The organism is Nostoc sp. DedQUE07 (genome assembly GCF_034530975.2).
Classification (GTDB): domain Bacteria; phylum Cyanobacteriota; class Cyanobacteriia; order Cyanobacteriales; family Nostocaceae; genus Nostoc.
In genome coordinates, this window is the sequence record NZ_JAVRCC020000038.1 from 49,892 (window position 1) to 69,742 (window position 19,851).

The window sequence follows — 19,851 nt, forward strand, 5'->3', positions numbered from 1 at the left end:
TTCACCCCTTAATTCAAGAGCGACTAACAGCGTCTAGGTTAGACATTTCACTACTATCTAAGAGGTTATAGCTATTTGTATACTGATGACAGTGGTAGAACCGAACAATTCAGGGGCAATTACCCTCTAACTGCGATGTCTATGACGGGCTATGCTTACGCACTTAGAGGCTGAAAAACATTGGCATTGACTTTTACCGATAGGCGTGGCGATCGCCAATTAATAATTGTGCTGGTTTCCCTACTCGAATTGGGATTGTAATTACAAACTCTGCACCTTGTCCCGGTGATGAAATACATTGCAAAGATCCACCATGCTTGTCAGTAATTATCTGGTAACTTATTGATAGACCCATACCAGTTCCCTTCCCAACTGGTTTCGTGGTGAAAAAAGGGTCAAATAAACGCGACTGGATTTCTTCTGGAATTCCTACCCCATTATCAACAATCCGAATAATTACATTTTCATTTACCTGAAGAGAAGAAATGCGAATCAAGGGATTTGGACAAAGTTCTTTTTGGAAACAATCTTCTAAAGCATCGATCGCATTTGTCAAGATGTGCATAAATACCTGGTTCATTTGCCCTGCAAAACACTGGATTTGAGGTATTTCACCATATTCTTTAATCACTTTAATTTCAGGGCGATTATTTTGTAGTTTCAGACGGTGTTGCAAAATTAATAGAGTACTGTCGATTCCTTCATGGAGATCGGCCGTTTTGAACTCAGCTTCATCCAAACGAGAGAAAATTCGGAGACTGAGAACAATTTCCCGAATGCGTTTAGCCCCCATCTTCATTGAGGTTAACATCTTAGGCAAATCTTCTATTAGGTACTCAATATCTGCTTCTTCGTGAGCATTTTTAATTTCTGGCTCTGGGTTGGGATAATGATTTTGATAAAGCTTAATTAACAGCAGCAGTTGTTGAGTGTAATCATCAGTGTGTTGCAGATTGCCGTAGATAAAATTAACTGGATTGTTGATTTCATGGGCAACTCCTGCTACTAGTTGACCCAGACTCGACATTTTTTCAGATTGAATTAATTGGATTTGGGTTTTTTGCAGGTCTTTCAGAGCTTGCTGAAGTTCTGCTTCTGTCTGCTGACGCTCAACAATCTCGTCTCGTAATTGTTCGTTGGCATTGACCAATTCATCTCTGGAATGTTGCAGATCGTCCGCCATTTTGTTGAACGAGGTAGCTAACTCGCCAATCTCATCCTGGGAGCAAATATTAACTCTGGTATTCAGCTTACCTTCAGACAGATTTACCACAGCTTGCTGGAGTTGTTTAATCGGTTTTGAAATGCTTCTAGAGATCAAATAGCCTACTAATAGTGCGAGTATGCCACATGCCAAACTGATAACTGACGTGGCAACAATATTTTTATGGGCTGTTGCTAGGGCTGCTTCATAAAGCGGTGTATATTCCAGAATGACTGCACCAATTCTTTCACCCTTGCCAGTCTTAAAAGGAACAGCAATCAATCGAATCCCATTTGGGTACTCAGGACTGAACTCAATATATGTTCTTGGTATACCATCTTGAATAGTTTTACCAACTTCATTATTGCGATCGCGATCTAATCGCGTACCAATGTCTTCTGGAACTACATCTGCCAAAATGATTTTATTGCGGTCTACAATCTCCAGATCGCGCTGACGTCTCTTGTGTAGCGAGATAACATGCTCTTGCAATTCGGCTAACATCTTATCTCGCGATTCCATTTCGTGGTATTCATCAAGTTCATGACTTACGAAATATGCTACTAGTCCAGCAACTTCTTCAGCCTCTTGTTGAGCAATATACTTAGCTATTTTCAATTGTTGATGGGCATTAATCGCACCAGTAATTACTGAGAGAGTCGCTATTCCTAGAATTCCCGAAATTAATTTCTGACTAATTTTCATTCCTTGCTCGAAACCTCAAGTACTGGCTACTGCGCTAATTCAGTTCTAGGGAATTTGCGCTTTTCCTAAAATTCCCAGATGTGTGCCTGAAAGCTACAGAGTCAAGAGCCATTAGCCAAATCTTTAATCTGGTTCCTTTTTGATGATGTGGATTACCGATAGCGTACCCCTGCGGCGAAACGACGCGTAGCGTCTTTGACAGGAGAAGCGGGAACGCACTAAAGGTAGCCTTATCCAGTACAATCTTGTCACCTTCAGAACTATTAAAGTCAGTAATAGTATCAACACCAACAACAGTAGACATATCCGCAAATTAGCAAATGTATGCTAGGAATAGGTTTTAACCATTATTTGGGGCTGGCGATCGCTGACAATAGTTTGAGGATAGAATCAGGGTTTTAAGGCGAAGAGTCACATTTTTCTCAAAATTTTTATCCCAAATACAATTAAATATCTTTAATTTTAAATAGCTCTTTTTAACTATTAAAACATAATAAAAATACCTAGTTAATTCGTAGGTATTTCTATAGGCTGTTCTGCGCTATCTACAATTAATTTGTATTCTAATAAACCTCTTGCATAAGTCGAATAAACCCCCTTTATCCCCCCGATATATTGGCGGTAAACTTAAAATCTTGCCCCCTCCCCTTCACAAGGGGAGGGTTGGCAGGGTGGTTTCATACAACGAGAGAAAAACTAAAAATGGGTTTCAAAGCCTCTCTCCGCTTCGGGGAGAGGTTTGGAGAGGGGTCAAAATCTATCGTTATACATGAAAAATCAAGACTTATATATTTTTCTTTTTTCGTATGAAACCACCCTGCTTCACAAGGGGAGGTTGGGGAGGGGTGATTCAAGGATTTTTGCAAGAGGTCTAATAATGATTGGCACAGCCTCTCGTAGACATCGTATTTTTTAGGTAGATTAACAATAGACTATCTCAAGGGCACTTTATGACTTCTTTTGATTCAGCTAAAGATTTAATACTAGTTGCTGGTGCTACAGGTGGAGTCGGGCAATTAGTGGTAGGCAAGTTACTCGAAAAGGGTTTAAAAGTTCGCGTTCTGACACGCAATGCTGCAAAAGCTGAAGAGATGTTTAACCAGAGAGTGGAAATTGCCGTTGGTGACATTCGCCAGCCACCTACACTGCCAGCTGCAATGCCAGGTGTTACTCACATCATAAATTGTACTGGAACTACTGCCTTTCCCTCTGCGCGATGGGAGTTTGACGAAACCCCGAACTTGATTGAATGGGGAATTATTTTCTTTAATCCCAAATCTAGTGAAGCAAAAGCAAAGAATAGTCCGACAAAGATTGATGCTCAAGGTGTCAGCAATCTAGTAGCAGCAGCACCCCAGAATTTGAAGCGATTCGTTTTCGTCTCTTCTTGTGGAATTCTCCGTAAAAATCAGTTTCCTTTTAGTATTCTTAATAGTTTTGGCGTGTTGGATGCTAAACAAAAGGGTGAGGAGTCCATTATTAATTCAGGATTGCCCTACACCATTATTCGCCCAGGACGCCTTATTGACGGCCCCTATACCTCATACGACCTTAACACCCTCCTGAAGGCAAAAACTGGGGGTAAATACGGTGTGGTCATAGGCACTGGTGATACCCTTTCGGGTGATGCCAGCCGGATTGATGTTGCAAACGCTTGTGTAGAATGCCTTTTTCAGCCAAATAGCTCTAGGAAAATTTTTGAAATAGTCAACCAAGGACAAAGACCACCTGTGATTGCCTGGGAAACTCTTTTTTCTGGGCTTAAGTAACTACTGAGTCTTTAGTATTGAGTACTGAGTGTTGAGTGCTAAGTGCTAAGTGCTAAGTGCCAAGTGCTGAGTGCTGATGCTGAGTTATTATTCTCTTCCATGCCCCATGCCCCATCCCCAATCCCCAATGCTTCTGTACTTTATTGCCTCAAAAGACGGCAAACACCACTCAGACGTTACGGTTCACCCTAATTACTGAAAGTATTAATTCTTCTACATTAGACAGAGTGAAGACAAATTAATCCATGAACCAACTAAAAACAAAATTTAGTTAGTTTAACCGTCCCAAGTAAGGTTCGGGAAACCACCCTTCATGGACTGGCTACCACTAAGCTTCAGTATATATATCAGCATAGTCTGGAGTTTTAACCCCAGGAAAGCCAAATTAAAGGTATTCATGCTGAACTGGCTGATTTCTTGACCCTGTTGGTTCAAAATTTAGTGCTTTATATTCTCATTCATTCATTTGTAGTTATACGGAGCCAGCACCTAAAATGGCAAAAGTAGTTGGAATTGACTTAGGAACAACGAACTCCTGCGTGGCAGTGATGGAAGGTGGTAAACCCACAGTAATTGCTAATGCTGAAGGTTTTCGGACAACGCCATCAGTAGTCGCATTTGCGAAAAATGGCGACAACTTGGTTGGCCAAATCGCCAAACGCCAAGCGGTGATGAACCCCGAAAATACGTTTTACTCAGTCAAACGCTTTATCGGTCGCCGCTACGATGAAGTGGGTAACGAAGCTACAGAAGTTTCTTACAAAGTTCTTAGCAGCAACGGCAATGTCAAATTAGATTGTCCAATAGCTGGTAAACCGTTTGCTCCTGAAGAAATTTCTGCAAAAGTTCTTCGCAAATTAGTTGAAGATGCCAGCAAATACTTGGGTGAAACTGTAACCCAAGCTGTAATCACTGTTCCTGCATACTTCAACGACTCTCAGCGGCAAGCAACAAAAGACGCTGGTAAAATTGCCGGGATTGAAGTTCTGCGGATTATCAACGAGCCGACAGCTGCTTCTCTGGCTTATGGATTTGACAAGAAGAGTAACGAAACCATCCTAGTATTTGACCTTGGTGGTGGTACTTTCGACGTATCCGTGCTGGAAGTAGGAGACGGAGTTTTTGAAGTACTAGCTACATCTGGTGATACCCACCTTGGTGGTGACGACTTTGACAAAAAAATAGTTGATTTCTTAGCTGAGAAGTTCAAGAAAGCTGAAGGTATTGACCTACGGAAAGATAAACAAGCCTTACAACGTCTGACGGAAGCTGGAGAAAAAGCCAAAATTGAGCTTTCTAGCGTTACCCAAGCAGAAATCAACCTACCATTTATCACTGCAACCCAGGATGGGCCCAAGCACCTGGATACAACGCTGACTCGCGCCCAGTTTGAAGAACTTTGCTCTGACTTAATCGACCGTTGTCGTATTCCTGTAGAAAACGCCCTTCGGGATGCCAAGTTAAACAAAGGCGATATTGATGAAGTGGTGTTAGTTGGTGGTTCTACGCGGATTCCCGCAGTCCAACAGATTGTGAAGCAGGTATTGGGTAAAGACCCCAACCAAAGCGTGAACCCTGATGAAGTTGTAGCAGTTGGTGCAGCCATTCAAGCTGGAGTACTGGCTGGTGATGTAACTGGCATCTTGCTGTTAGACGTGACACCCCTATCTTTGGGTGTGGAAACATTGGGCGGTGTGATGACCAAAATTATCCCCCGCAACACCACAATCCCCACCAAGAAATCGGAAGTCTTCTCCACTGCTGTGGATGGACAAACCAACGTAGAAATTCACGTCCTCCAAGGTGAACGCGAATTCTCTAACGATAACAAGAGTTTGGGAACCTTCCGCCTTGATGGTATTCCTCCTGCACCACGTGGCGTTCCTCAAATTGAAGTGGTGTTCGATATTGACGCTAACGGTATCCTTAACGTCACCGCAAAAGACAAAGGTACTGGTAAAGAACAGTCCATCAGCATAACTGGCGCTTCCACCCTGGATAAAAATGACGTTGACCGGATGGTAAGAGAAGCTGAACAAAATGCTTCATCTGACAAAGAACGGCGTGAGAAGATTGAACGCAAGAACCAAGCCGATTCTTTGGCATACCAAGCTGAAAAGCAGTTACAAGAATTGGGCGATAAAGTTCCCGAAGCTGACAAGACTAAAGTCGAAGGTTTAGTGAAAGAACTGCGGGAAGCTGTTGCTAAAGAAGACGATGAGCAAATTAAAAAGCTCACCCCAGAATTGCAACAAGCGTTATTCGCTGTTGGTAGCAACATCTATCAACAAGCTGGTGCTAGTGCCAGTGCTGGCGCTGGTGCCGGTGCTACATCTGGTGGTGAACCTCAAGATAGTAGCAGTTCTTCTAGTTCTAGTAACGGCGACGATGTGATTGACGCTGATTTTACAGAGAGCAAATAATTCCTCTACTTTCTTTTGAGAAGATTGTTTTGTTCGACCTCATATTACCCACTCAGACAAATGCCTGAGTGGGGATTTTTTTTTAGGAGTTAAAGGTTAGAAGTTAGGAGTTAGGAGTTTGAAGTCTAGAGTTAGAGTAGAACTAATATTAGTAACTCTTGCTCTTAATTCTTAACTTTGTTCCTAACTCCTCACTCTCAATTCCTAACTCCCTTATGCCATATCCACAAGCACCTTGGACACTCCAAGGCTATGCCATCCAAACTTTGCATTTGGTAAATATTGACCAAGTGCGCCCTTTGATTCCCTCAGAGTTAGAAATTATTTCTGTATGGTCTGGTAAAACTCTCGCTAGCGTGTATTTATCTCATTATGGGTCAGGCTCAGTACTGGAGTATAGTGAGTTAATTGTTGTCCCAGCTTTGGTTAATTACCAAAGAAAAATCGGTGGTTGGATTTCCCACATTTATGTAGATAATGCTGATTCGGTGGCTGGCGGTCGAGAAATTTGGGGGCTACCAAAGGAACTAGCTAAGTTTACCTGGGAACAAGGAAAGCAAGTTACTGTGCATCAGGAAAACCGGAAGTTGTGTAGTCTTAAGTATAATCAACAAAGTTTGGCATGGAGACAGTGGTTAAGTGCCTCTAGTTTCAGCGTCAAGGGTAGTGATTTGCTGATGTTCACTGCTGAAGTTGAGTCTGTATTAGGTTTGATTGGTTCTAAGTTAGAAATCCCAGACGAAAGTCCTTTTTCTGGAATCGGTTTAGGTCAGCCTTGGTTAACTGTGCGGTATGAGCAGATGAATTTACGGGTTGATACGCCAAAAGTGGTAGGTCAATCAATTTTAAATTAATTTAAAGGTGTTTTATTTAACTCAAAATAAGACACCTTGAGCTTTCACTTTTTTTTGTAGATGTCGTCACAGAGATAGCGATCGCTCTCTGCTTTTGGGTTATTCTTCAGATAATCATGAGCCATATCACAACCGCGCTTGAGAAGTTGATTTAAGTCAAAATCCCAAACCAAAACACCATCAGAATCACCAGATGCAATACTTTTACCATCTGGGCTAAAACTGACATCACTGTTACCAAAGCGCTCATAAGTTGTCAGTAAAGTACCATCAATACTCCAGAGTTTCACTTTTGTCACACCAGCTGAGGCAATCATCTTGCCATCTGGGCTGAAACCGACTTTGGTAATAGGTTCATCACCATTTAAAGTGGCTGAACTTTTATTATTTTTGCTATCTAGACTCCAAAGTTTTATGGTGTTGTCTTGACTAGCAGAAGCAATGGTTTTACCATCTGGGCTGAAACTTACACTTGTTACCTTGTTACCATGCTCTTCAAAAGATTTAATTACTGTGCCATCGGGTTGCCAGACTTTAACAGTTTTGTCATCACTCGCTGAGGCAATTAGCTTACCATCTGGGCTAAAACTGACACTATTGACCTTGTTTTTATGCCCAGTGAAAGTGTAGACCAAAGTACCATCACGCCGCCAAAGTTTCACAGTATTGTCGTCACTTGCTGAAGCAATCATTCCACTCTTGGGACTGATACTCAAACTGTTTATCCAATTTTTATGCCCTGGTAAAGTCTTTAATAGTTGAGCTTCCTTGTCTGATTGATCAGGAAGCCGCCAGAGTTTTACTACGTCATCACTCCCAAAAATTGCTATTTTATTGCTATTAGGGATAGGCTCTATGCTTTCAACCCGATTACTTTTTACCTTGATAGTTTTTAACAGTTTTACTTTTGTCTTAGCGTTGCCATCAATTCCCCAGAATTGCACTTCATTCTTTTTAGTGCGGATAGCTAAGGTTTGACTATCTGAACTAAAACTCAAAAGGTATTGGTTGTTGCAGAAATTATCATCACCCGACTGCTCAATATTTTTATCTGGAAGACACTCGAAAGTTTTGAGGAAAGTACCGTCAATCCGCCACAATTCTACAGTTCCAAAATTTGTTGTAATAATTAAAATTTGACCATCTTGGCTGAACCTTAAATCTGATGAATTATTGCTTAAATTTAGTTTCTGACTTTTTAACTGAATAGTTCTAATTACTGTGCCATCACGCTTCCAAAGCTTTAACTTATCATTGCCCTCACTAGTAACCAAAGTTTGCCTATCAGGACTAAAACTCTTTATACGTTTATCAAAAGATGAGATAAGTGATCCATCACGCTTCCAAAAATATACTTTGTAATTATCATAATTATAACCAATAATTATCTGGCTATTAGGGGTAAAACCTAAGATTCCAATATAGCGGCTTTTTTCTTTATTCTGAAGCTTTGCGAGGAAAGTGCCATCCATGCGCCATAATTCTGGCGTCTCCTCAGCCCCATTTTGCACTCGATTGTTAATAGCTATTATCTCCCGATCAAAGCTAAAAATTACTGATATTTCCTGATCAGATTTCAGACTATTAATTAATTTTCCATCCTTTGCCAGAAATTTTATAGTATGATCGCTGTCCAAAATAGCCAATGTTTTGCTATTACGACTAAAACCAATATTTTGGATATCACCATTAAAGCTGGTAATAAGTGTTCCATTTCGACGCCAGAGTTTAATAATCTTATCTTCACTAGCTGTGACAATAGTTTCTCCATCTGGGCTAAAGTTAATCTGAGATACTTTATTCAGTCCATTAAGGCTGGTAATAAGTATTCCATCCTGTCGCCAGAGTTTGATAGTTTTATCTTCACTAGCTGTGGCAATAGTTTTTCCATTTGGACTGAAGCTAATCTGATATACCTTATCTTTGTGGCCTTGGAGAATTTTAATTAGCTTGCCATCAGTTGAGGATAGTTCTATAGTATTATCATTCCTTACTAGAGCAATTGTTCGTTTATCAGGGCTGAAACTGCCATCAAGAAATTTTTCATGGTAATTTTTGATAAAAGCACCATTCTTCTGCCAGAGTTGCAATGTGTTAACCTGACTGGTAGAAATTAATCTATGACTATCGGTACTAAAACTAATTTTTGATTTACTTTCTGGCAAGGTTGTCTTTAGAATGCCATCACGTTGCCAAAGTTTTACTTCTTTATTATTAATAGAGGCAACTATCTGACCATTCGGACTGAAACTGACTTCATTTACCTCATTAGACTCACTTTCATTAGAAGTTTGGAAATTTCTGCTTTCCAGACTCCAGAGTTTTATAGTTTTGTCCTCACTTCCAGAAGCGAGCATCTTACCATCAGGACTGAAGCTAAAACTAGTGACTGTATTTCTATGTCCTGAAAAATCAAAGTTAACTTTCTTTTCAGTGTCAATCTTTAAAATTGATGCGTTTAAAGTTTGTTCTGAGAAGGCAGCCGTGTAAATAGTCTGACCCTCACGGCTAAAAACTAGACTTTGACTACTAACAGACGACGGAACAAAAAACGACTTAAAAAAAGAGCCGTCAAGACGCCTTAGTATAATATCACCCCTATTTTCTGTAACAATAGTTTGACCATCGGGGCTAAAACTGACTCTATCACCTGCATCATTCAATGTTTTGATTGCTTTACCATCCATATTCCATAATTTAATCATCTTATCTTCTTCGCTAGCAGAAGCAATTATCTTGCCATCAGTGCTGAAGCTGACACTGCTAATCCTCTGCTTATGTCCCCTGAAAGTTTTGATTTCTGTACCGTCCAAATTCCAAAGTCTTAAAGTTTTGTCCTTACTTCCAGAAATCACTTTTTGACCATCGGGGCTGAAGCTAAAATTCGTAATCTCGTCTTCATGTCCTTTGAAGGTGGTAATTTCTTTATTTTCTAACCTCCACAATTTAAAAGTTTTATCTTCACTTGCAGTAAGTATGTTTTGACTGTTGGGACTGAAGCAAAGCCTAGTAATCTTCTTTTCGTGAGCTTTAAAATCTTTAATTTTTCTACCATCACGATTCCAAATTATCACCATGCCATCTGCACTACCAGAGGCTATTAGCTTACCGTCAGGACTAAAACTAACGCTCGTGACAGTATCACTATGTCCTTCTAAACTGTTACGCTCATTTATGGTATAAACTGCATCTTGTAATGCAGTCTTTACTTGCATTTCGGTTTCGGGTTTTACTCCAAGTGACCACCACTGTTGCAATCGTTTACCTGCTTTTATACTTTTGACCAGTGCCTCTAAATCTTGATTCGATTTTAGTAGCCCTTTTGCTTCTGTACTTATAGATATGAGTTGGGTATTATTCTGACTTATCAACACCACAGGTAAGAATATTGTTAATGCTCCAGCTATCGTTCCTAGTGATACTTTCCAAAGCAATCCGCGACGTGTTTCTCGTAGTTGCTGCTTCAGAACTTCATTCAGCTTTGCCTCTGTTAACTTTCGTTGTTCTCTCTCTTTTTCCAACTCAGCAATTAATCTAGCTGATTGTTGCTGGCGCACAAATGGCACTAAATAATCATGTACTAATTGATAGCGGTCAGCAGGTGATGCTGGCACTCTTAACACTAATCCTGATTTCACTAAAATTTCTAAAACTAAGTCGAGTTTTTCAGTTTTTACATCTAACTCTAATTCCAAATCAGCACGAGTTTTTAAAGGGCGGGTATTCTTTTCATCTGTGAGTAAATATAAAACTAGTTTGGCTATCTGTTCATTATCAGAACCGCAGTCTTGGACAATTTCTTCTAAAAATCGCCCAACAAAGTTTTCTTTAGGGCCATGTTGCTGATACTGTTCTAGCTTGGTTATTTTTTCTGTTTGTAATTGCGCTCCTACTACTTGCAACTCAATGGGACGTACCTCGCCTAAGTCCCTAGCTAAATCCTTCACCAATTCATCAATTAATGGTGCTTCTAAAACTGACTGGCTTTTTTGAGTTAAGTTTTGAATAATTAATTTAGCGTCTTCTAATGAAAAGTTATCCAAATGGTAGAGAATATCTTTATCTAAAATATTGTTACTGATAACATCAAATTTTGCCAGCCGATTATTGCATTCTAATAAATAATGTAGATAATCTTCGCGTAAAGACAAGATAACCTTTATATAAGGGATATCTAAGCAATCACGTAAAAATTCGTAAAATCTTCGTCTATTGCTTGGATCGTTATAAATGAAGAAAAATTCTTCAAATTGATCGAAGATTAAAACTGTCAGCAGGTTATAATCATCATGTTTTTCTAATTGCTTGAGAATAGACTTTTCCCCATCTGCTTCTTCTCTTAAGGGAGGAGAGTATTCATAGCTTCTGCCTTCATAAGGAATACGCGGTAAATCAGAAATAGCATCTCGTAAACGGTTGCCTAATTCGATAATCCAATCTGGATAAACTTGCTGTAAAACAGGCAAAACATCACGAACACCAATGGATCTCTGTTTCAATGCCGGGATTAATCCAGCCTGTAAAATTGAACTTTTACCAACACCTGATTGCCCATGAATAATTGTTAGTTTGCGGTCATGTTGACCCATGCGCTCAATCAGGCGATTAATATCTTGCTGTCTTCCAGAAGCAGCGATTTCTGTGGCTACTGTTTCTTGTTGTTCAACGGATGCTAAAGCTGGGTTATTTACTGTTTGTTGTGCTTGTAACCTACCTGCACCAATGAAAGCACGGAAACCATATTGCTGTTCAAGCGATCGCTGTTCTTGTTTAAGATGAAATGCAGTTCCATATTCACCTTTTTGAAAGTAGTTTGCTCGTAACTCTGCCAAAATCTGAATGTAAAGCTCTGGATCGTATTGTGCTTTGGTTTCTGTTCTGGCAGTTTCTAAGGTTTGCAGTGCTGCTTCTGGTTGATTGAGTGCAGATTGCGATCGCGCTAACGCAAACAAATACCAACCCTGATGATACGACCTTTCCCAATCTAAATCTGCTTTCATCTCCTCTGAGACGGGCGTAGATATATCTATTTGCACGCTATCCAGCAGAGAAAGCGCTTGTTCGGCTGTTTGCTTTGCCTCATTCCAAGCGGATTTAGCAATTAGCACCTCAGCTAGAAAGCTATAAGCTCTGGCTAGTTTAAACTGATTAGGATAGGTTTGATGCAACGCAATTGCTTTGTTAGCAACAGTCTCCAACTCTTCCCACTGTTGCAAATCTTGCAGTACAGAACCCAAAGCATTGATAAATTTTGCTACCAAATCTTGGCGATTAGCTTGCTCAAATACCTCAATACATTCCTGAAAATAATCTTTTGCAAAACCAATAGCACGATCGCGTTCGGGGTGATGTAAGACTGCATAGGTACGCCACCAAAGTCCTAGAGAGTAGAGTAAACAGGCGCGTCGTTCTAGGAAGCGGGGTGATGGAGAATCGTTGACAAAAAGTGCTAAACTACGCTCGTAATATTGCCCTGACAATTCCAGTGAACTAGAATTCGCCCGACCTAGCATAAATTCTAAACTCGCTTCCAGTTCTGGATTCAAACTCAAACGACGATTTTGTAAATCATGCCATGCTGACTCCAACTCAACTCGGCGTGGAGAGCCAACTTGTAAATTCAGCGCCGTACTATCGAGATATCTGCCTGCACCAGCGGCTAAAACTTTTTCAAAGACCTCATCAGCAGTTTGCTGGATAAAATCAATTAAATCATCAGTGGCGATCGCAAATTCAACGATAGTACTCCAACTGTGTAAATCTGGTGCTAATCGCATGAGTTTGTGCAGCACGTCATCCGTTACCCACAACACCAACGGGAAGTGAAAGTTTTTTCTAAACTCCTCCCTGACCTGATTTGCACCACTCAGCACTTGTTCTAGCTTGCTGACCGATTCTAAACCAGATACTACCAGCGCTTGGGGATGCTCAGAACCGAGTAAATTTTGGATAGTCTGGAAAAATGTTTTAATTGACTTATCCAAAACTATCTCCCGAATTTTCAAATCGCTCGACACTTGCAGACTTTGCACCAAACGCCTTCGCAAACTAGCTCCATTACAGAGTGCCAAAATCAGGGAAAATTCTTCTTGAGAAGTAGCGATTGCCCATGCTAATTCTTGTAAAGAATTTTCGTTGTTGATTGCGAGTGGCTGTGAATCGCTCATAACTAGACCTCGCTTATAGATGGGGAAAGTCGGAGCAGGAGGAGAATAATAACTCTTAACTCCTCACTCCTAACTTTTAACTCCTGACTTTTAACTCTTAACTTAAACCTGCAACCCTGGTGCTTCTGCCAAAATCGGATTAATTTCAAACCAAGACCCCTGAGTGTCTCGGTACTCATAGACGAACCGACTATGTACCAAAACTCGGTATCCATCATCGCCGCTTACCCATTTCCGCTGTTGTACTTGGCGCAACAAATTCCACTCATCATCTGTGATTGCTAAAGTCATTTGATTGCAGTAGGCTCTAATTACAGTTTCTAACCCCGCACGCGATAAAGGTAGTTTTCTTTCCTTTTTCATCCAATCGTTGAGCAGTCTGAGTAATTCGCGGACATGACCGCCACTAATGCGGCAGAGTCTTTCTAATGTTTCTGGAGTATCAAAAATCTCTGTAATCCAGCCGAGGCGCTCCTCTGGCTGATGATCGGGATAAGCTCTTGCTAGGATCATCTGTGCCAATAGTGCCATACCTTCAGCGCATTCACTGCCATCGCGTAATTGCACTGGCACCATCGGTAACACTTTTGGATAGACCATAAATCGTTGTGTTAACCTGCTCAAGTCGTTGGAAAACATCAACTCTAAAGGCATGGTGTAAACTACGTGGCACTTGAGTTGAGTTAATTGTTCTCCCCGGTCTACAAATAGATATTCCGGCTGGGGTCGTCCCCAAGACTTGTTAGCAGTCTCAACGCGATCGAGATTATCGACAATTACCACTAGTCCTTTTTTGCCGTGTTGCTTCAGTTTAACTATGGCAGGTTCGAGTAGTTCGTCATTAATTACATCTATAATGCCTTTTGTACGCGGCCCTAAGTATTCTCTTAACTTATTGCGAAGTTCAGGGCTATTTTTGGTTTTGGCTGTAATTTTGCCAATGCCTAGCGCCACCACTGATACTCCTTCTTTCTCATTGGCTGTCAGTTCTCCAATACCTGGAATTTTCGCTTCGGCAGCAAACTTGCCTTCAGTACTCGCAGAAACTTTACCAATGCCAGGAAGCGATGCTTCGGCAGAAACTTCAACCTCTGTCATCAACAGTTTAGCGGCTCCTTGAAGTATTCTCTTCAGACCTTGGGGTTCAGGAATTTCCAGTTTTTCTAAGCTATCGAGACTTTCACTAACTCGGCGAGCTACGCTCAATAAAATATCACTGATATCGACATCACCCATTTCCATGTCTTGACTGGACTCAAAATACACCACATGGAAGTCTGATTGCTCTAACTCTGCTTTGAGTCTGAGCAATTCTGTAGATTTGCCGCAGCCTATGTGTCCTGTAAATAATTCGCAGGTAGTCCCTTCAGGTGAGAAAAATGTAATATTCTCCCTCAACTCCTCAATAATCCTGCCACCGCGCACTGAGGAAAAATCAATATAGTACTTTCGATCCTCAGCATTTTCGACAGCCAAGGTCTTGCTAGGGTTGCAAGCCTGATAAAACTTTTGTAAATCCAGTTTCATTAGCTACGTCACAACAAGGCTTTTCTTTATTGTCAACACAAACTCTGTTACATATTCCGCAAAATTAAGTCATTTTTGTAGTAAATGTGAGTTTTTGACTATCTATCCTCTAACTTCCCAACATCTGCAAGTTATGTAAAGTGGCATAAAGCCCTCCTTGTTGCAGTAGTTGCTCGTGACTTCCCTGTTCGATTAATTCGCCACGCTTGAGAACAAAAATCCGGTCTACGTTGCGAATCGTAGACAAGCGGTGAGCGATAATAATGGCGGTACGTCTAAGCAAAAGCTGGTTTAATGCCTGTTGAACTGAAGCTTCTGTACCAACATCCAAACTAGCGGTAGCCTCATCTAGTACCAAAATTTGCGGATTGCGAATGGCAGCCCGCGCAAAGGCTAAAAGTTGCTTTTGACCGCTAGAAATATTTGTGCCCCGTTCTCGAAGTTGAGTATCATAACCTTGGGGTAATTCTTCTATAAACTGGGCAATGTTGGTTTCTTCGGCTGCTTGTTGAATCTGCTCAATGGTGTAGCCATCTCCTAAAGAGATGTTGCTTTTAACATCGCCAGCAAACAAAAACCCTTCTTGTAAAATTACTGCCATGTAACGCCGCAGTTCTGCTTGGGGTACTTCCCGAATATCTACCCCATCTATGAGAATGCGTCCTTGGGTGGGTTCGTAAAGGCGGCATAAAAGACGGATAATCGAAGTTTTACCCGCACCTGTAGGGCCGACTAATGCCACTTTTTCACCAGGATGAATGGTAAAATCTAAGTCTTTAATTACGTAATCATCATTTTTATAAGCAAACCAGACACGATCGAAGCGAATCTCTCCCAGTTCTGGGGGGGAAGTGAGGTCTGGGGATTCTAGATTAGCTACGATCTCATCTATGTAGCCAAATTTCGCATCAAATATTGAGAAGCGGACATTGGCGCGATCGCGAATTTCTATCGGTTCATCTAATATATCGCCTACGCGTTCAATGGCAGTAAAACCAGCTTGAATTACTGTAAATTTTTCCGCAAAAGCCCTTAAAGGGTCAAATAATCGCTGGGCATACAATACAAATGTCGATAAAGTCCCGAAAGTCAAGGTTTTTTCCAACAGCAACCAACCACCCACGCATAAAACACCTGCGATCGCAATCAGTCCAATCCATTCTAAGGTTGCTGAAACAAATGAATCATAAAAGATGGTTTTATCCATTTGCTGAGTGTAGTTCCTGTTCGTAGCACGAAACAATTCGGCATTAAATTTTTCTCTACGGAACAACTGCACGACGTTAATACCAAGCACATTTTCTTGTAGCTGTGAATTTAGGATCGAAAGTTCTTCTCGTCCTTTGTAATTGGCTTTGCGGTATTGTTTTTGAATGTAAACAATTACCCAGCTAGTTGGTAACAGCATCAATAACAGCAAGCAAGAAAGTTGCCACTGGATGGAAAACATTAAACCCAAAGTCACCAGCATTAAAAACAAATCGGATATGATGCCAATTGCCCCAGTCGAAAAGACATCGCCTAACACTTCCACATCGCTGGTGATTCTGGTAATTAATTTACCTACGGGTGTGCGGTCAAAAAAGCGCACTGCTAGAGATGTTACATGCTGAAATAAGTCTTGGCGAATTGCTGCGGTGATTTGTTGCCCTAGCTTTTGGACTATATAACCTTGAAAACCTGTCAACATCACTTGGATGGCGATCGCAATTACCAATAATCCCTCTAGGATATTTAGCCCTTGCGAGAAGGGACGATTCCTGAAAAGTTCGTAAGTGCTTGGTTCGTGACGAATCAGAGAGATTACTTGCCCAATCAAGAAAGGTTGTACGGCATTAGCTAGTGCGATCGGTATGAGTAGGCACATCGACAGCGCCAATAGCCGTCCGTTACGACGGGCATAAGGCACCAAACGCAAAAATAACCGCCAGTCATTTTCACGCCGACGATCTGGGGTATAAGATTTTTTCAGAGATTGGTAGATGCTCATAGTAAGAGCATTATATTAATGTTTGGAAAAAAACACGCTTGTTTAAAGTAGCGTTTATTTTTCTACTCTGATACCATGCCTGAGATAGAGACTGCAAGACTACTACTAAGATCCGGATATTCCTCAAGATTTGGATGATTTCCTTTACATTTTGCAATCTTAAAACTATCAGTCTTCTACCCAGAAATGTTGCCACTGTTTAATTTAATTTGGCGATTCAAAACGATTTACAATCGCAGCTAGCTAAATCATTGGCGAACCAACTGCGAAACATCAGGGGCGTTGCAGAGAAAGCGGGATGATTTTGCTAGTTTTGTGGGATGGGCCGAAAAGCCCGTCCCTTGTATTTCAGGGCGCTCGTGTCGCCCACCCTACAAGAATCATCCCTTGATTCAGCAACGCCACATCAGGACTTTCAAGGGGTGGAAGTCTTCAGGGTGCATTGCTATCATTGGTGTCAACTTAAGCCGAAAACTATATCGGACAAGCGTTTTACAAATCCCTTACACCCTCATTCCCTAACCCCTTCTCCCAAGGGAGAAGGGGAATTGAATGTCTAGCTCTCCTCTCACGGATGGGAGAGGGGCTGGGGGTGAAGGCAAAACGTTGTTACCAAGCGGGTTGAGCGTTAAGTAGACACCTATGAGAAGTGCGCCCCTACAGTATTTGTATTAATTGCTTCATAAATATTCCTGTAAGTATGGAATAATAGCATACTTATCTGTTTACGTCTTATATCTAAAGATAGAAGATTGAGGTTAAAATTTGGGAAACCTAAGAGGGGTTCATTCCCAAGAGATGTTCTACCTACTTATCGCAGAATGCAACTGAGGTCAGATGACGCAACCTTTAAATCAAGTCAAAGAATGGGAACAACGTCGTGATGAAGCAAACCGCTACTACCAACGGGGCAAATTTCAAGAGTCTCTCGATCTTGCAACCAAAAATTTACACTTGGCCAGAGCAATTCCAGACCGAGCCAGAGAAGGTTATACATTAAACGACCTCGGTTTAGCTCACCTCAGTTGCTGGCAACCTCAAAGAGCATTAGAGCGTTTTCATCAGGCGCTTTCGGTTGCTATTGAAATTGGCAACACGGCAGCACAAGCAACTGCACTTAGCAATCTGGGTTCTACCTACAGCCGTCTTGGACGCTTTTCGCAAGCGTTGGAATATTTTGACAAAGCACTACCAATCTTTAGGCGATCGCAAGATACTCAAAGTGAAGTTTCTACTCTTAATGATGTCGCGCTAATTTATACCCGCTTAGGAGAACCGAAACGCGCACTGTTGCTACAACACCAAATTTTGAGGATGCGGCGATTGTTAGGTGACTTTTCTGGCGAAGCAACAACGCTCAATGGTATTGGATTTGCCTACAATGTCTTAGGCAAGTTTGAGCAAGCGCTAGAATTTTTTCAAGCAGCACTGCCAATTCAACGAGCCGTGAAAAATCTGCTTCAAGAAGCAACCACCTTGAACAATATTGCTTCTGTCTATCATGATTTAGGAAAACCGAAACAAGCGCTATTGCTCTACTATCAAGTTCTTTTGACACGTCAAGCAATTAGCGATCGCGCAGGCGTTGCAACAACCCTTCATAACATTGGTTTTACCTACAGCACCCTGGCAGAGCATCGCCAAGCCATGAAGTTCTATAAGCAAGCCATTGGGATTTATCAAGAACTGGGCGATAATCTTGGAGAAATTTCAACTTTGCTGAATATGGGAAGCGTTTACGCCACCACAAAACGCAAAAAAATGGCGCGATCGTGCTATCAAAATGCCCAAGAGTTAGCAGAGCAAATTGAATATCAGCCACTTTTAGAAAAAGTACAGCAGTTCATAGATTCTCTGTAGCTTCCAGTTCCCCTTCTCCCAAAATGGGAGAAGGGGTTAGGGGATGAGGGCAACCCTACTAGTGAAATTAAATATGCGTTATGCAGAACCCTTGTAGAGACGTAGCACTTGCTACGTCTCTAAATTCTTTTTTACCCTAGCTACAATACCAAAGTTGTAGCTAGAACAAGGACATCTATGAAAGCTTATGAAATTCAAAGCAACGCCGGGATTGATGCCTTGGCATTAGTCGATCGCCCCCAAGCAAAACCCGCAGCTGGACAAGTTCTGATTCAAGTGAAGGCAACATCCTTAAATTACCGCGATCTGCTTGTGATTGAAGGAGCTTACGGTTCTGGACAGAAATATCCGTTAATTCCCATGTCGGACGGTGCGGGAGAAGTTGTAGCGGTGGGGGAAGGTGTGACACGGGTGAAAATAGGCGATCGCGTCGCTGGTATTTTCTTCCAAGACTGGATTTATAGCTCTTTAACCAAAGAGAAAATGAAATCCGATCTTGGAGGCGGTATCGATGGAATGCTAGCCGAGTATGTCGTATTACACCAAGATGGTTTAGTGATATTACCTGACCACCTATCCTACATTGAAGGTGCAACTTTACCCTGTGCAGCAGTCACAGCTTGGCACGGACTAGTGACAAAAGGCAATATTGGTGCAGGTGATAGTGTTTTATTACTTGGTACTGGAGGAGTTTCAATTTTTGCTCTCCAGTTTGCCAAGATACATGGTGCTAGAGCGATTATTACTTCTAGCAGTGATGAAAAGTTAGCACGAGCGAAACAGCTTGGTGCTGACGAGACAATCAACTACAAAACAACACCAGATTGGGAAAAGCAAGTTTATCAATTAACCAATCGCACAGGTGTAGATCATGTAGTTGAGGTAGGCGGTGCAGGTACTCTGCCAAAATCACTACAAGCAGTCCGCATTGGGGGACGTATTAGCTTGATTGGCGTATTGTCAGGCAGAGGAAATGAGATTGACCCGATGCCAATACTTTTTAAAAGCTTAACAGTTCAAGGAATTTATGTTGGCAGTCGGGAAATGTTTGAAGCGATGAATCAGGCGCTGCAACAGCATCAAATCAAACCAGTTATCGATCGAGTTTTTCCCTTCAATGAAGCACGAGAGGCTTATCATTACCTCAAAAGTGCGGCTCACTTCGGTAAAGTTGTAATTCGTAATTCGTAATTCGTAATTCGTAATTTTCAAGAGTTTAATTCTATGTTTCAAGTGGGGTTTGAATTCCCAGTTGAAACATAGTTATACCAATAGACCATTTGTAGAGACGCGATTCATGAGCCAGCGCGTTGCGGGGGTTCCCACCGTTGTAGCGACTGGCGTCGCGTCTT

Annotated in this window: 9 protein-coding genes; 5 read left to right on the forward strand and 4 right to left on the reverse strand. The window is 41.4% G+C overall.

Annotated elements, in window-relative coordinates; all coding sequences use genetic code 11:
* Window positions 1-193: 193 nt before the first annotated feature.
* Window positions 194-1,909: an ATP-binding protein gene (locus tag RMZ95_RS24455; RefSeq protein WP_322682877.1), complete on the reverse strand. Its 1,716-nt coding sequence runs from the start codon at window positions 1,907-1,909 to the stop codon at window positions 194-196.
* A gap of 950 nt (window positions 1,910-2,859) precedes the next feature.
* Between RMZ95_RS24455 and RMZ95_RS24460 the strand changes: the two genes are divergently transcribed.
* The 3 genes from RMZ95_RS24460 (at window position 2,860) to RMZ95_RS24470 (ending at window position 6,955) form a co-directional block, all read left to right on the forward strand.
* On the forward strand, window positions 2,860-3,678 hold the full coding sequence (locus RMZ95_RS24460; RefSeq protein WP_322684852.1) for an SDR family oxidoreductase: 819 nt from the start codon (window positions 2,860-2,862) through the stop codon (window positions 3,676-3,678).
* A gap of 494 nt (window positions 3,679-4,172) precedes the next feature.
* Window positions 4,173-6,101 (forward strand): molecular chaperone DnaK, encoded by a 1,929-nt coding sequence (gene dnaK, locus RMZ95_RS24465; RefSeq protein WP_322684851.1) that lies wholly within the window; start codon window positions 4,173-4,175, stop codon window positions 6,099-6,101.
* Between the two features lie 215 nt (window positions 6,102-6,316).
* Window positions 6,317-6,955 (forward strand): acetoacetate decarboxylase family protein, encoded by a 639-nt coding sequence (locus RMZ95_RS24470; RefSeq protein WP_322684850.1) that lies wholly within the window; start codon window positions 6,317-6,319, stop codon window positions 6,953-6,955.
* Window positions 6,956-6,999: 44 nt separating this feature from the next.
* Here RMZ95_RS24470 and RMZ95_RS24475 read toward each other — a convergent pair whose 3' ends face one another.
* From RMZ95_RS24475 to RMZ95_RS24485, 3 genes are all read right to left on the reverse strand, one after another.
* Window positions 7,000-13,122, reverse strand: coding sequence for a hypothetical protein (locus tag RMZ95_RS24475; RefSeq protein ID WP_322684849.1), 6,123 nt, complete (start codon window positions 13,120-13,122; stop codon window positions 7,000-7,002).
* A 102-nt stretch (window positions 13,123-13,224) separates the two neighbouring features.
* Window positions 13,225-14,649, reverse strand: coding sequence for an ATP-binding protein (locus tag RMZ95_RS24480; protein ID WP_322684848.1), 1,425 nt, complete (start codon window positions 14,647-14,649; stop codon window positions 13,225-13,227).
* A gap of 109 nt (window positions 14,650-14,758) precedes the next feature.
* Window positions 14,759-16,639 carry an ABC transporter ATP-binding protein gene (locus tag RMZ95_RS24485; protein WP_322684847.1) on the reverse strand — a complete coding sequence of 627 codons (1,881 nt, stop codon included), beginning with the start codon at window positions 16,637-16,639 and terminating at the stop codon, window positions 14,759-14,761.
* A gap of 837 nt (window positions 16,640-17,476) precedes the next feature.
* On the opposite strand from RMZ95_RS24485, the gene RMZ95_RS24490 reads away from it, so the two are divergent.
* Both RMZ95_RS24490 and RMZ95_RS24495 read left to right on the forward strand, forming a co-directional pair.
* Window positions 17,477-18,499 (forward strand): tetratricopeptide repeat protein, encoded by a 1,023-nt coding sequence (locus RMZ95_RS24490; RefSeq protein WP_322684846.1) that lies wholly within the window; start codon window positions 17,477-17,479, stop codon window positions 18,497-18,499.
* 177 nt (window positions 18,500-18,676) lie between these two features.
* Entirely contained in the window at window positions 18,677-19,690 is a 1,014-nt protein-coding gene (locus RMZ95_RS24495; RefSeq protein ID WP_322684845.1) for an NAD(P)-dependent alcohol dehydrogenase, read from the forward strand.
* Window positions 19,691-19,851 lie beyond the last annotated feature (161 nt).